This window comes from Micromonospora sp. WMMD812 (assembly GCF_027497215.1).
GTDB lineage: Bacteria > Actinomycetota > Actinomycetes > Mycobacteriales > Micromonosporaceae > Micromonospora.
Genome location: NZ_CP114904.1, coordinates 300,828 through 315,598, shown reverse-complemented (window position 1 = coordinate 315,598; position 14,771 = coordinate 300,828). Strand labels below are relative to the sequence as shown.

Annotated in this window: 10 protein-coding genes and 2 pseudogenes; all 12 read left to right on the top strand. The window is 67.0% G+C overall.

Features of this window, described 5'->3' with window-relative positions; all coding sequences use genetic code 11:
- Nucleotides 1–109: 109 nt before the first annotated feature.
- A pseudogene (locus O7603_RS01350) lies at nt 110–1,789 on the top strand (sulfatase); the annotation flags it as partial.
- A 564-nt stretch (nt 1,790–2,353) separates the two neighbouring features.
- On the top strand, nt 2,354–4,237 hold the full coding sequence (locus O7603_RS01345; protein ID WP_281573830.1) for a gamma-glutamyltransferase: 1,884 nt from the start codon (nt 2,354–2,356) through the stop codon (nt 4,235–4,237).
- Between the two features lie 497 nt (nt 4,238–4,734).
- Nucleotides 4,735–6,864: a HAMP domain-containing protein gene (locus tag O7603_RS01340; protein WP_281573829.1), complete on the top strand. Its 2,130-nt coding sequence runs from the start codon at nt 4,735–4,737 to the stop codon at nt 6,862–6,864.
- A 1-nt stretch (nt 6,865) separates the two neighbouring features.
- A complete protein-coding gene (gene pgsB / locus O7603_RS01335) occupies nt 6,866–8,107 on the top strand; it encodes a poly-gamma-glutamate synthase PgsB (RefSeq protein ID WP_281573828.1) in 1,242 nt (413 codons plus the stop codon).
- A complete protein-coding gene (locus O7603_RS01330) occupies nt 8,104–8,589 on the top strand; it encodes a poly-gamma-glutamate biosynthesis protein PgsC/CapC (RefSeq protein ID WP_281573827.1) in 486 nt (161 codons plus the stop codon). Before pgsB ends, O7603_RS01330 begins: the two co-directional genes overlap by 4 nt.
- A 36-nt stretch (nt 8,590–8,625) precedes the next feature.
- Complete coding sequence (locus O7603_RS01325) at nt 8,626–9,678, top strand: NlpC/P60 family protein (RefSeq protein WP_281573826.1); 1,053 nt, start codon at nt 8,626–8,628, stop codon at nt 9,676–9,678.
- A 397-nt stretch (nt 9,679–10,075) separates the two neighbouring features.
- Nucleotides 10,076–10,783 carry a C39 family peptidase gene (locus tag O7603_RS01320; RefSeq protein ID WP_281573825.1) on the top strand — a complete coding sequence of 236 codons (708 nt, stop codon included), beginning with the start codon at nt 10,076–10,078 and terminating at the stop codon, nt 10,781–10,783.
- Between the two features lie 280 nt (nt 10,784–11,063).
- On the top strand, nt 11,064–11,675 hold the full coding sequence (locus O7603_RS01315; protein WP_281573824.1) for a DUF6230 family protein: 612 nt from the start codon (nt 11,064–11,066) through the stop codon (nt 11,673–11,675).
- Between the two features lie 77 nt (nt 11,676–11,752).
- Nucleotides 11,753–12,256 (top strand): annotated as a pseudogene (locus O7603_RS01310) (DUF6114 domain-containing protein); the annotation flags it as partial.
- Nucleotides 12,257–12,498: 242 nt separating this feature from the next.
- Nucleotides 12,499–13,212, top strand: coding sequence for a hypothetical protein (locus tag O7603_RS01305; RefSeq protein ID WP_281573823.1), 714 nt, complete (start codon nt 12,499–12,501; stop codon nt 13,210–13,212).
- A 294-nt stretch (nt 13,213–13,506) separates the two neighbouring features.
- Nucleotides 13,507–13,974 carry a general stress protein gene (locus tag O7603_RS01300; RefSeq protein WP_281573822.1) on the top strand — a complete coding sequence of 156 codons (468 nt, stop codon included), beginning with the start codon at nt 13,507–13,509 and terminating at the stop codon, nt 13,972–13,974.
- 28 nt (nt 13,975–14,002) lie between these two features.
- On the top strand, nt 14,003–14,638 hold the full coding sequence (locus tag O7603_RS01295; protein ID WP_281573821.1) for a poly-gamma-glutamate hydrolase family protein: 636 nt from the start codon (nt 14,003–14,005) through the stop codon (nt 14,636–14,638).
- Nucleotides 14,639–14,771 lie beyond the last annotated feature (133 nt).

Here is a 14,771-nt window from a genome sequence, read left to right as displayed (position 1 = left end):
GCGCGGATTCGGTGGCGCGGCGACCGGCACTGTCGGTCGGCGGCGTCCGGGCCGAACGGTGGGGCCACTGATGCGCCTCCTCGCACGGCTCCGTCCGACCCGCCCCACCGGCCCGGCGGACGAGGGTGCCGGCGGCCGCGGGAGGGTCCGGTCGGTCGCGGCCCGGGTGTTGACCGCGCTGGCCGGCCTGCTGGTGTTCGCCGCCCTGGTCGCGCCGGACCGGCCCGACCAGCTGACGGCCGGCGCGGTCCTGCGGATCCCGCTCGAAGGGCTGTTGGGCGTCGCGCTGCTGCTCGCCCTGCCGGCCCGGGGGCGACGGGTCGCCGTCGCGGTCGCCGGACCGGTGCTCGGCCTGCTGGCCGTGCTGAAGCTCGCCGACGTGGGCTTCCGCTCCGCCCTGGACCGGCCGTTCGACGTGGTGCTCGACTGGGCGCTGCTGGACGACGCCTTCGGCTTCGTCACCGACGCGGTCGGCCGGGCCGGCGCCGTCGCCGCGGCGGCGGCCGCGCTGCTGCTCGCCGCCGGGCTGCTGCTGCTCATGACCCTCGCGGTGCGTCGCCTGACCCGACTGGTGGTGCGGCACGACCGCGCCGCGACCCGGGTCGTCGCGGCGCTGACGGTCGCCTGGGTGGCCTGCGCCGCGTTCGGGATACGGGTCACGCCCGGCGTGCCGGTCGCCGACACCGGCGCGACCACCCTGGTCGGCGCGCACGCCGCCCAGGTGAACGCCCGGATGCGGGACCGCACCACGTTCGCCGGCGAACTCGCCGCCGATCCGTTCCGGGACACTCCCGGCGATCAGCTGCTGACCGCGCTGCGCGGTAAGGACGTGGTCCTCGCGTTCGTGGAGAGCTACGGGCGCGACGCCGTCGAGGACCCCGAGTTCGCCCCGCAGATCGGGGCGCTGCTGGACGCCGGGGACCAGCGGCTGCGGGCCAAGGGGTACGCCTCCCGCAGCGGCTTCCTCACCTCCCCGACAGCGGGCGGCGGCAGCTGGTTGGCCCACGACACGCTGCTCTCCGGGCTCTGGATCGACAACGAGCAGCGCCACCGCACCCTGCTGGCCAGCGACCGGCTCACCCTCAACGGCGCGTTCCGGCGGGCCGAGTGGCGGACGGTCGGGGTGATGCCGGCGGCCACGCAGCCCTGGCCGGAGGGCGCCTTCTTCGGCTACGACGGTTACTACGACACCGAGCGGCTCGGCTACCGCGGTCCGAAGTTCAGCTACGCCCCCATGCCCGACCAGTACACGCTCGCCACCTTCCAGCGCACCGAACGCGCCGCGACGGACCGGCCGGCGGTGATGGCGGAGATCCCGCTGATCTCCAGCCACTCGCCGTGGACGGCGATCCCCCGACTGATCGGCTGGGACGAGGTCGGCGACGGCTCGGTCTTCGCCCACGCCGCGGCCAGCACGGAGGGTCCGGAGGACTCGGTCGGCCGCGGCACCGCGGCGGTCCGCGCCGGCTACCGGCAGGCGATCGCGTACTCGCTGGACACGTTGATCTCCTACGTCGAGACGTACGGCGACGACGACCTGGTGCTGGTCTTCCTCGGCGACCACCAGCCGGCGCCGGTGGTGACCGGTCCGGGCGCCAGCCGGGACGTGCCGATCAGCATCGTGGCCCGCGACCGGGCGGTGCTCGACCGGATCTCCGGATGGGGCTGGCAGGAGGGGCTGCGACCCGGACCGGACGCGCCGGTCTGGCCGATGGACGCGTTCCGCGACCGGTTCCTCACCGCGTTCGGCCCGGCGGTCCCACCGATCGCCGCGCGGCCGGCCCGCTGAACCGGCGTCGACCGGCCGCGCTGTGCCCGACGCGGCCGGTCGGGCGGGCGGTGATCCCCGGCTCACCAACGACTCAGCGGTGTGCTGGCGGCGGGTGGGGAAGACCGCAGAACGTCGGATCGTCACAGCAGCATGGGGCGAAACGCGTGGCGCAGCATCGTCTGAGTGCGCCTTTCCCCTTCTCCACGGAATATGCCGCCAATTGCCTGCTGCACCGGCTGTCGCCGGACGCCCACAACAGGGAGATGCACGGTTGCAAACACAATCTGCTTGACCGTCCCCTCCAACTGGTAGGCGCACCGTCCACCGTGCTACTGCGCCACTCTCGTCCCGGAAGCCACGACTTCTGGCGATGCGCTGCGCCTTCACCCAGGCGCCCACCATGATGCCGGTATCCGCTCATGCCCGGGAGCACTGAAGCTGAGGGCTTCGCATCAACAACCGTTTTGCCGGGCGGCAGCTGGGTCTGTCGGTCCGGCGCGGGCGGGGCCAACATCTCCTTGCCGCGAGCCTCCCTGACGTCGAGGGTGACACCCTGTCTGCCGAGATGGGAAAGGTTGCTACATGTCGACACGGAAGCTAGGCCACGTCATTCCCATGCTGGTCCTGACGCTCGGTCTCTCGGCCGCTGCGACAGCCCCCATCGGGGCGAATACGGTGGCTGTGCGCGCTGATCCCTGCGCCAACCCCAAGAGCGGTCGGAAAGCAGATGCGGTCGGTAAGAAGTTCATGGTGGCGGCTGCCAATCCATTGGCAGTTGAGGCTGGTTGCCGGATCCTTGCCAAGGGTGGTCGGGCCGCGGATGCGGCGGTAGCTGTTCAAGCCGTCCTCGCTGTAGTCGAGCCGCACGCCTCCGGTCTGGCGGGCGGCACACTCATCAACTACTGGAATAACGATAAGCGTGATATTCGCTCCTTCGACGGCTATGCAAGAGCCCCGGAAGTCGCGACGGAGAACCTCAGGACACCGACCGAACAGGAGCGTAAGGATCTCAAGACGGACCGTTTCCCGAACGCGGCCTCGGCAACCGGACGATCATTCGGGGTTCCAGGCACGCTTCGAGTGCTGGCGGACGTCCACGAGTTGTTCGGTGCCCTTCCGTGGAACCAGCTCTTCGATGACGCCATCCGCCTTGCGGCAAACGGGTTCCCGATGTCGGACAACTTGCACAAGGGTTTCGAGGAGCGCTTCAACGGGCGGAAGCGATGCAACTACCCTGACCTGCGGCCCCGTTACTGCAACGGTGACGAGCCGAAACCGGCGGGGACCACACTTCGCAACCCCGAGATCGCAGACGTGCTGCAGCAGGTTCGAGACGGGGGCGCGGACGCGTTCTACGACCCCAACGGCAATATCGCTCCGGCGATTGTAAAGCATGCGGCCAAAGGGCCGGTCAAGCTGAAAGGGAATACAGCGGGACCTGTGGTGATCCCCAGCCTCATGACGGCTCAGGACTTCGCGGACTACACAACAGTGGAGCGCACGGAAATCTGCCGGAAGGCGTTCGGTGCAGTAGTGTGCACCTCCTCACCGCCAGCCTTCGGAGGAGTAGCGGTCCTGCAGATGCTCGGCTTGCTCGAACGCGGCCAGGTAGGGAAGACCAAGCCCGATTCCCCCGCACGCACCCACCTCTCAATCGAGGCGAGTCGCTTGGCAAACTTCGACCGCCGCGCCTACATCGGTGACCCGGATTTCCACGGGGTTCCCGTGGAGGGGCTTCTCGACGACAAGTATCTCGACCAGCGCTTCTCTCTCTTCTCGCCGGACCGCGCAATCCGGCCCGTCGAACCCGGTGATCCGCCGGGCGCTCCCCCGCCCGCGCCCTCCATCAGTGACGAGCCCGCCACGGTGGACGTCGGCGATCCGACGAGCAACGTCAGCATCGTCGACGCCGACGGCAATGCCGCCTCCATGACCACCACCAACAACAGCCACTTCGGCTCGCACCTCGAGGCACGAGGGATAATTCTCAACAACTCGATGAACAACTTCACCGACACGTCATCGGTGTCACCGGGCAAGCCGGTGAACGTCATGAAGCCAAAGAAACGACCCACCGCCTCCATGGCGCCGACCTTGGTCCTTGATGGCGAGGGGAAGAATCTACAACTTGTCGTGGGCGCAGCGGGAGGCTCACACATCCCTGACTACGTGGCCCAAGCACTGGTGGGCCTCCTCGTCGACGGCCAGACGCCGGCGCAGGCTCTCGACCAGGGGCACTTCAGCGGGCAGGACATCACACGGGATTGCGCTGGGAAACGGGACGCCCCCTCAGAGATTGAAGCAGGTAGGCGGGTCGCGACGCGTCTGCCGAGCCTCGTACAACTCGACCACCCTTGCCCACGAGTCATCGCACTGGATTCCGGGTCCACCGCAATCCAGATTCGCGGAGACCAGCTTCTCGGGGCGGCCGACCGACGTCGGGACGGTGTGGCGATCGGCGAGTGACGTCTGCCTGATCATCCGCGGCCGCGGCCGTCACGATGCCCATCCGCCGCAACGCGGCCACGTGGACATATGCGTAATCGGTGGCCCTGCATGTCCCTTCATCTTCACCGGGTGAGGCGTCCTCACCCACGGGGGGTCGACGGTGGAAGTCATGACCCCATGCCCAGGCGAAGCGAGACCGACGAAGGTCACCGCGCCTCTGGTTCATCTCGGCCGGGTGATGTTCGCTCACCCCCCCGAGTTCCATGATCGAGACTGACCGTACAGCTTCCGATGTTCGCGGAAGGAAAGGGGTCGCCATGAGGATGAGAGGCAGAGGGGAAGACCCTGCGGCCAACGGGCGGACCGATCGCAATGGGTTTCGCGGACGCGCTTCGGTAGCAGCATCGCCGACGGACAAGCTGTCGCAAGAGCAAATGGTTACCTGGCGCCAACGGGCGCTTGATCAGCAACTACCGGCCGCCGGGTTCCCGGCAGGATCGGGTAAGCCGTCCCTGGTGTACCTCTGGGCGACGATGGTCCTCGCGGCCGCAATTGTGCTGGGCTTTGCCATTCACAGTCAGCGGGGCGTACCCCCGGCGGTGGTCGAATCGCAGCGGGACAACCTGACGAAGGTGGCATCCAGCACGCGACTGAGTGTTCAGCACTCTGTGGAGGAACTCGACCAGCGGGTCGCGACTCGAGCCCCGGGGACCCCGGATCCAGAGCTTCTCAAGCAGGTGCTGGGTGACGCGTCGATCTGGAACGGAGCCACGATCATCGAGACGGCCACCCGCCGTCCGGCCGCGACGCTCGGCCCCGCGCTGCCCATTGAGCTGCTGCCGCCGGCGTTTCCGGCGAACGTGTTCCCGATCAGCACCCACGACGGCCCGACCCTGGTCCGGAGCATCCCGCTGGACAACTCGCGGACCCTGTTGGCGACTCAACCGCTGAGCATTGACGAGTTGCGCCTCAGCCCCGACGCCCGACAGGGCGTTTTCGCGATCACTCCGGACGGCAAGAGCACCCTCCTGCAGGGGATCAGCGCGGTCGACCAGATTCATTTGCCGACCGTCTTCCACGGCTTGGCGCAGTCCCAGTCCAGTGCGGGCCAACCGATCCGGGTCACCGAATGGCCGGACAAGCAACTCGTCGTGTCCTCCGCACCCCTGGGCAACACCGGAGTGACGCTCGCTACCTTGATCGTCGCAGACGAGACCGGCGGCACCTCCACCACGCAGGGTGCCGTGCTCGGCCTGACCTTGCTGGCGATGGCGATTCCGAGTTTTCTGCTGATGCGGCTGGCGTTGGCGAGCCCGGTTCGGTCGCTGTTGACGCAGGCCAGGGCAAACGCCAGCGGCGCCGCCACCAGGCGGCAACCTCTGCGCATCGCGGAGGCGCACCGCATTGCGCACGCTCTGGCTCTCACGTCCGGCAACCCGTCGTCGTCTACCGCCCCGCGCCGTTGGTGGCGATGGCGACGACCAACCGTGATGCAAGGTCTCGCCCTGGCGACATTGGTGGCTCTGATCTGGCCGGCGGCGGCTGCTGCCATTACTCTGCGTGCGCCTGAGCCGGCCATTCCCGACCAGCTCGTGCGGGACGAGGAGAGTCGGGCAGCGGCGGCGGGCACTCTGATGGGCAAGGCGCTGAACAACGGCCTGCAGACCATTATCCGCATCTCGCAGGCGACCGAGGCCGGCGATCCTGCCCAGACGACGAAGCCACTCCTGGAGCATGAGTTGGCGGACAAACAGCGCTTCCGCAGTCTCTACGTCGTCGACCCGCAAGGGTCGGTGATCAGTTCCGCCGGGCGTGAGCCGCTCCGAAAGGAACCGCTCCGGGGTGAGGCTGGCATCGACCTGGACAACAACACGGCGCGCCTCCCAGTGGTCTACGCCTACCGGGTCGCTGCCAACGGCGTCGGCGTCGTCGGCGAGTACAGCATCGACTACCTACTGGGAATGCTGCGCGAGGTGGACGGCCAGGTGCGGGTCGTGGACGAAGACCTGCGCACCGTCTTCGACTCAGAGGGTTTCCGCGCTTTCGAGCAGTTGGAAGGTAGCGCACGTAGCGCCGCAGCCGAGGCGCTGAAGGGCGGCACGGTCGGGCAGGCAAGGACACCCGACGGCAGACCGGCCCTCATCGCCGCGACTGGCCTGAACAAGCCCAACACCGTTACTCCCTTGAAGTGGTCGCTTGTGGTGGAGCAGGACCTCAACGGGCTGCGATTGCCCGAGAGCGACGGCCGACGGTGGACTCTGCTGGTCGCCGCCGCTGCAGCGGGCGTCGTGGTGCTCACCCAGGTTTGGCAGTACTACGTCTTCGCTCGGCCGCTGCGGCGGTTGGCCGGCGAGGCCGACCGGATCAGCCGTGGTGAGACGGACGTACCGATCCCGCCGCAACGACACGATGACATCGGCGCTCTGGCCGTCTGTCTGGAAGTCTGCCGCCAGGCGCGCAACACCGGCTCGGCCCGGTTGGGCGGCGCGCCACGACTTCGCGGTGCAACACAGTCACGCGGTGCGGAGGACGACGCCACGGCGGTGCTCCCCGAGATCCCGCCGCAGGCCAATACTGATCGAGGTACGCCGTCAGGTGGCGATGACCCCGATCCTCCCCCTGCCGGCCGAAACGAAAGGGGCTGACGTGGCGTACCTCTACATGGTGTTTGTCCTTTGCTGCCTGGCTCTGCTCGTCGCCGGGATCGTCGAACAGCGCAACCACTACGGCAACCTGAAGATGATTCCGGACCGGGTGCTTGTGAACGGCATCCGGGGCAAGAGCTCGATCACCCGGCTCGCGGCCGGCGCCTTGCGCGGGGGCGGTCGGGTGGTGGTGGCGAAGACCACCGGCACCGCCGCCCGGTTCATCTTTCCGGACGCGAGCGAAGAACCGGTGCACCGCAAGTTTGGCATTGCCAACGTGGTCGAGCAGATCGGAATCGTAAGACGAGCCGCCGTCTACCACCCGGACGCTCTGGTCATCGAGTGCATGGCGGTGATGCCGGCGCTGCAGGACCACAATCAGAGCAAGCTGATTCAATCCAACATCGGAGTGCTCTGCAACGTGCGCGAGGACCACCTCGCCGAGATGGGACCGACGCTTGATGACGTCGCCCGGTCCCTGAGCCTATCCATGCCGGTGGGAGGAGTCTGCATCACCGCGGAACGAGAGCGGCTGGCGATCCTGCAGGAGGAGGCCGACAAGCGCGACTGCCACCTCATCTCGGTGGACCCGGAGTCGGTGACCGACAGCGAGATGAACGGCTTTGGCTGGATCACCTTCAAGGAGAATGTGGCCATCGCCCTAGCTGTTGCCGAACAACTCGGCGTGGACCGGCAGAGCGCCCTCAAGGGCATGTGGGAGTCACCCCCCGACCCGGGTGTGCTCTCCGTGGAACGGGTCATGCACGGCACCAAGCGGATGCGGTTTGCGAACATCTTCGCGGCAAACGATCCCGAGTCCACCCTCATGAACATTCAACAGTTGGAGCGTCAACAGCTCGTCACTCGCCCGCTGACAATGGTGATCAACTGCCGGCCGGACCGGATCGAACGCAACGGACAGATGGGCGAACTCAGCGGCCAGGTACAGCCGGAGAAGATCGTGTTGATCGGCGAGGTCACCAAGAGCGCGCGTACGAACGTGCCGACGGAGCTTCAGGACCGGGTTGTCGATCTCGGCGGCAAGCTCGACTCCGAGCGGCTCCTGGACGACGTGGCGGCAGAGGTACCGGACGGTTCCTCCATCGTCGCCGTCGGAAACATCCATGGACAGGGTGAGGTGTTGATCCAGGCCCTGGCCCAGCTGCCGAGCTGGTCCTGTGAGGACGGCTCGCAGGGAGCGTCCATGATCCGTACGCAGACGGGAGAAGGGATCGAACGATGACCTTCGGCGGAGAACTCAGTGCCCAGTTGGCCACCGCGAGCCTCGGCATCGGGCTGGTGTTCGCGCTGCTGTGCTACCTGACCACCAATCTCTCGCCCGGCGGCATGATCACACCCGGCTGGATCGCGCTGACACTGATCGAGGACCAGCTGCAGGCAGGAATCATCCTGGGGATGACAGTCCTGACCTATCTGCTCACCAAGTTGATGCAGCGGGTGGTCATCCTCTACGGAAAGCGGTTGTTCGCGGCGATCGTATTGCTCAGCGTCCTGCTGCAGCTGACACTGTTCGTCATCGTCCAGCGGGACCTTCCGCTGCTGTTTGCCCACCAGACGCTGGGCTTCGTCATCCCTGGGCTAATCGCGTACCAGCTCGTACGTCAGCCGGCCAAGGCCACCATCCTCGCGACCCTCATCGTCACCGGGATCACGTTCGGCGTGGCGTACAGCGGGGTCGTCGCCGGCTTCGTGCCGGTGACCTGACCGTTGTCTTGGACAAGTCGCGAAAGGAGAAGCGGCATGAACTACCGGACGTACTTCCGCAGGCCCAGCGTCCTGCTGACCATTGCCGGGGTCGCGCTGCTAGTCGTCGCGAGCGCGATCACCTATGTCGTCGTGCGCCCCTCGCCAGGGGACCAACCGGTGCTGACGTTGGGCTCGGGGAAGTCGGCCCAGAGTCAGGCGCGCGGGTCGTCCGGCTTCAGCTACCATCGATTGACCGCGCCAGATCGCACACAGATCACCGACTCGTCCGGTCACCCGGTCGCGACCATGACCGACGGCGCGCGAACGGTGCAGCTCTACGGTCCACTCCGCACATTCGAGGAGCCACGGTACACGGCGGCAAAGGTGGAGACGAATGTCTGGGCCCGGCTCGCACCACAGGAGTGGCGCGCGGGCGCGGAGCACGAGAAGTGGTTCACCGACTGGCTCGCCGCCGCCCGCAACGACCGCTCGCCCGACGCGCTGGCGATCGCGATGGAGTACACCGACGAGTCTCCGGTGAAGAAGGACAACCAGGGACAGCAGTATTCGGGTGACGCATCGTTCGGGCCGTTGGACCCCCTGGATCCCGATGGCCGTGCGGAGAAATCTGACTTCTACGACTACCTCGGCGTGCCATGGTCGTTTCTTGACGGCAAGAACGTGGTGCCCGAGCCGGAGCGTGTTCTGGCTCTGGACTGCTCTGGCTTCCTGCGGATGGTGTACGGACATCGACTCGGGTATCCGCTGCTCGGCACGAACAACCCGGGAGAGGGGCTTCCACGCCGGGCCTACGCGATGGCCGAAGTGGGTCCGGGTGTTCAGTTGATGCCGAATTCTGGGCAGCGAGCACGCGGCTTGGATCGTCTGCTCCCGGGCGACCTCTTGTTCTTCAATGCCGGGCCGGTGGTGGGCGCCAACATTGAGCACTCGGGCATCTACCTGGGCATCGACGACAGCGGCCATCACCGCTTCATCTCCAGTCGCTCACAGGCAGACGGGCCGACGATGGGCGATCTGGCGGGTGAATCAATCCTGGACGGTGCCGGCTACTGGCCGGACCGGTGGCGCACAGCTCGCCGAGTCTGACTCGGCCCTGGTAAAAGAGCCTGCGGAAGGAGGCTGCCGCCGTGGTTGCGCGCCGAGCTGGCGCGCGACCAAACCTGCGGTCGGCGCCTCGAGGAGGTCGGACGGTCAGCGAGCACGCCGGCGGGCCAACGGTGCGCCACGTTCCCAGTCAGCCGGCGCCGATGCCAGACGTGCAGGCCTTCTGGCCGATCTGGCGCCGGTTCCGCGATCAGTGCGGTAGGCTCCCGCGTTTTTATGCACTCCAGCCGGGTATTCGACAGCCGAGAGCCCGGGAAGCCGATCGAAAGCCCGGGAACCCGGGAGCGTCCGGGGCGACCTGCTGGGTAGCGCGATGGTCCCGCCCCTAGTGCTTGCGCTTCCGAGTCCTAACGGTGTCAAACCCGATGGGAGCTTCACGATGAACTCGATTTCCCGTGTGGGCCTGCTGTCCGCAGCCGGTCTCCTGATCACCGGAGGCACTGTGGCCGGCCCGGCCATGGCCGCCGAGGTACCCGCGGCTGATCCGAAGCCCGTCGACCCGAAGCCGCCCCAAACCGCGCCGCCCGAACCGGCGCCGGCCTCGCCCGCGCCCGCCCATCCCCCGCCGACCGAGCCTCGAGGTGGGGGCAAGCGAGTGCTCGACCACGACTACCAGCGGCAGCGGAACTCCTACTACTGTGCTCCGGCCGCCACCCGGATCGCCCTATCGACTCAGGGCAAGACCGCGAGCCAGAACGAGATTGCCGACAAGTTGGGCACCACCAAGGCCGGCACCAAATCGGCCGACGACACGACAAGGGTGCTCAACGAGATGACCGGCGGCGGATACGAGACGACCGAGATTGACGGCTCGACGGCGAGGCGAGAACAGGTTGAGGAGCTGCGCGAAGACGTCGTCGAGGCGGTCGATGCCGAGCGGGGCGTCGTTGCGAACATCACGGGCACCGCAGCTGACACACGTGGCAACTGGCGTTCATACGAGGGCGGGCACTACCTGACCATCATTGGCTACCGCAATGGCGGCAAGAGCGTCAAGATCGCGGACCCGTACTCGCCTGACGAGCACTACTGGATGCGCGGCAAGAAGGTCGCGAGTTGGATCGCCGAGCGCGGCTACTCCAGCTGATGAACCTGAACGCTGCCGCTGGCCGGGTTTCCTACGGGGCCCGGCCAGCGCCCATTCGACTCCCGGTGCTGAGGGTGGACGCTGATAGCTTGCGGACGGTCTGCAGTTGCGGCACCACGTTGAGTAAGGCTCGTGTTATCGTCAGTTCGGCGGGGTGCAGCGGTGCGACACCAACGCGCCACCTTCACCGAGCTCGCTAGCAACAGACAACACATATGAGCCAAGCGAGCCGCCACGTTCATCCGGCTAACCTGCGCGACATCCACCTGAAGGAGGAATCGTGCCGGAACGGTCCGACTCTCCAGGCCATACACGCTGGGGCCGCTTCGCCGCCCTTATCGTGCCAGCCACCGTGGCCGCCGGCGCGATCGTGCTCAGCATCAGCAATGGTGCGCTGGCAGCTTCGTTCGCGGTCTCCGGCCAGACTTTCAAGGTTTCCGCCTCCGAGCTGCGCGGGGAGGGCTTCGTCCAATTCGGCGGCGTCACAAGGCAGATTGACGGCACAAGCCAACCCGTAGCGGTGACGGGCATCCGAAACGCACAGCTCTTCGATCTCTGCCAGTCAGTGAAGGCGCCAGGGGCCCCCGTGGTGCTCACCATCACCGCTGGCGGTGGCGGCAAGCCCGCAACAGCGGACGACCTGCTGATCGATACGGAATCGCTTGAAGGTGATGTCGTCTTCGACGGCATCAACATCGGACAGGACGCGTCGACGCTTGAGGGGGGTCCAGCCGGAGCCCGGGGCGAGCCGAAGTCCTTCGGTCAGCAGGCCGAGAGGGTGAACATCAAGAACCTCCGCCAAGTAGCTCGCGCAACTCACGCGGGGAGGTTCAACCTGACGGGACTCAAGCTGAAGGTCAATGTCGGTGCCGCCGCCAAGGAATGTTTCTGAGCTGATCGCCGGCCGCCGGAACGGCGTCTTCCCCGGCCACGTCCCTGCCCGCGACTCCTACCTGGCAGGAGGCATATGTGTCAACCGTCAAACCGCGACACGAGCAGCCGAAAAGGTTCCGCTATGCATGGGGCGGCGCCCGCCGGTGGCGGCGGACGCGACCGTTCTGGGGAGGCACGGTCACCGCACTGGCCGGTCTGGAGATATTCGGCACCACCCAGATGTCGCTCGCTGGTCTTACGTTTCAGATGGGCCCGACCGGTTTCCTCTCCTGGCTGGTCCCCACCATTCTCCTAACCTGCGGGTTGCTGATGTGGTTCAGGCCGCGGGAGCGGACGTTCTACGCTGTAGTCGCTGCGGTGACCGCGCTCTTCTCCCTGATTGGAGTGAATCTCGGCGGCTTCTTCCTCGGCCTGCTGCTCGGCATTGTAGGTAGCGCCCTCGGCTTCGCCTGGGTACCAGGCGATCGACCGGCGGCCTCACGCGAGGAGGCGTCGAGCGCAAGCGGGAAGCTACCGAACGAGCCGGCCAACGATCCCACCGCCGAGGACGAGCCGGCCGAGGACCGAACGGCCGGGAACGAGCCGGGTCAGGTCCACACACTGGGGAGCGAGTCGGTCGAGGCGCCAACGGCGAAGAACGAGCCCGCCGACGAACGCGCGATACCTGGCGAGCCATCACATGATGGGGTCCGCAAGCTATCGGTCAACGACGAGGCGCCGATCACGAGCACGCGGCCCTCATCAACGAGCTGATGTCGGACGGAGACGATACCCGCCGGCCGGTAGCCGGTGTCTGTCGCGTCCGAGGAGCCACGCCCATCATGACGGGGCGAGCCGGACGGCCGGATGACCGACGGACGCTGTCCGCGGGCCGACACCCGCGCCTCTACGTGGCGCTGCTCGGCATGTTCGGACTCTCAGCGGCCGTAGCCATAAACGCGCCCAGCGCGGCACGGGCCTGCGCACCGGTGTCGCCCGCTCCGGTGTCGGCCGGTGCAGCCACCGACCAGTCAACGGGTCCCGCTGCTGAATGCGACGCCGGACAGCAGACACCGCGCGCCGGCGGCGGCCGCGGAGCGCGGAAGCCCTTGGCACGGATCTCCGCCGATCCGGGACAGCCAGTCGTGGCGGCGACCCCGTCGACGCTGACCGCCGCCACCATCACCATGACCGGGCTGCGTTTCGACGGCGTCGTCGACCTGCCCACCAACGGTGGCACCGTGACGGCGTTGAAGCTGACCATGGACCGCGTCGTCACCGACGACGTCCTTCTACGCTCATCCATGCCGACGGACCGGACCATGCCGCTCACGACCGACCGATTGACCATCCAGGGGGACGTCGCCTTGTATGCCACCCGCATTGTCGGCCAGCTGCTCGGCATCGAGATCGAGCTGACGCCGCACCAGCCGCTACCCGACGGCATCTCTACCAAGGTGCCGAACCCGATAACCGTCACCGAACCTGCCATCGATCTGGCCTTCGTCACCGGCAACATGCTGACCGCCCGGCAGCGGCTCAAAGCTCGCCGTTGACCGGCAGTAACGGCCGTTGAGGTCACCAGTACCGGCCCGACAGTCGGTGTCCGCGGCTCGGTCTCAGCGCCGTCACTCACCGGGTAGCGGCGACCCGCCGCAGGTCGCCCTCCTGGCCGGGAAGGATCCCGCCTTCGTCGCCCGCCCGGCCGATCCGAGGTCGCTGCATGAGTACATCGCCTTGGAGCGGGAAGAACACGGCACGACGATCGGCAGAGGAAGGGATTGATCGCTGTGGCCCAGTCATCGTTTGACCGCTCGGGGGCCGCGCCGTCCTCGTCCGAAGGTCAGGTCGTGATTGCCTCGTACGCGACACACCCGGACGCCGAACAGGCGGTGGACTACCTGGCCGACCAGCGGTTCCCAGTAGAGCATGTGGCAATCGTCGGTCGTGGCCTCAGCAGCTACGAGCAGGTCACTGGCCGTTTGGGCATGGGCAGCGCGGCCGCCCAGGCTGCGGCCGCCGGGTTCGTGTTGGGTGCGTTGTTCGGTTGGCTGTTCGGGCTGTTCGACTGGATCGACCCGCTGATCTCCAGCGTCTTGCTCGCCCTCTACGGCGCGATCTTCGGCGCGATCGTCGGTGGGCTGCTCGGTCTTCTCGCGCACGTGCTGACCGGTGGGCGTCGCGATTTCAGCTCGGTCGCCGGCATGCGAGCTGACAGCTACGACGTCCTTGTCGACGCGGGGTTCGCCGGCCAGGCGGCCCAGCTTTTCGCGACTCCTGGTTCGCCGAGCCGGGGCAGCGTCGCTGCTCGCCGCTGAGGCGGGCGTCCTGAGCGGGAGGTCGTTGGTGGGCAACCTGTATGACAACTACGCCCAATTGGCTGCCGCCGAGGAGGAGGGCGTTGCCTACACCCGTACCGCGCTTGACCTGCCCACGACGTCGTGGGCATCCATCGCAATTCACGGCGGGGGCATAGAAGCTGGTAGCGGAGAGTTGGCGCTGACCGTAGGCGACGGCCTCATGAAAACCTACGTGTTCGCTGGCATCAAAGCCAGCCACAACTCCGACCTGCACATCACCGCCACGCACTTCGACGAGCCACAGTGTCTGGCCCTACTGGGAGCGGTAGACCGGACCATCTCCTTTCACGGCTACGCCGGCACGGGCGACCAGGCCGAAACCGCCGTCGGTGGACTGGACACGGACCTCGGAGGAAGTATCGCGGCCGGGCTGGCCGACAGGGGGTTCAGTGTCACATCGGCCTCGAGCGAGGTAGCGGGCACCTACCGCGGCAACATTTGCAACAAGAACCAGCGAGGAGCGGGTGTGCAGCTAGAGCTCTCTCACGCCCTCCGCAAGTCGTTCTTCCCCCACGGGGACTTGTCCCGAAAGATGCGAGACTCGGGGCAACGAACGCAGCGCTTCTACGACTACGTCGAGGTCATCAGATCGGTGACCGCGACGCCTGCGCTGGCGTCATGACCGTCTGATGCGGTGAAGGAGCGGGGCCGTCGCTCCTCGTGACAGTCACCCCTAGTCAGCGTTTCCCTGGGGTTGTCACGACGTACCACCACGAAGGAGATGGCGCTCAGCACGCTCGACCCTCGCACCGCCC

Excerpts from the sequence above, each read along its gene's own strand:
- O7603_RS01330 (WP_281573827.1), top strand. The coding sequence starts at position 8,104 with ATGACCTTCGGCGGAGAACTCAGTGCCCAGTTGGCCACCGCGAGCCTC.
- O7603_RS01325 (WP_281573826.1), top strand. The coding sequence starts at position 8,626 with ATGAACTACCGGACGTACTTCCGCAGGCCCAGCGTCCTGCTGACCATT.
- O7603_RS01320 (WP_281573825.1), top strand. The coding sequence starts at position 10,076 with ATGAACTCGATTTCCCGTGTGGGCCTGCTGTCCGCAGCCGGTCTCCTG.
- O7603_RS01345 (WP_281573830.1), top strand. The coding sequence starts at position 2,354 with ATGTCGACACGGAAGCTAGGCCACGTCATTCCCATGCTGGTCCTGACG.
- O7603_RS01305 (WP_281573823.1), top strand. The coding sequence starts at position 12,499 with ATGACGGGGCGAGCCGGACGGCCGGATGACCGACGGACGCTGTCCGCG.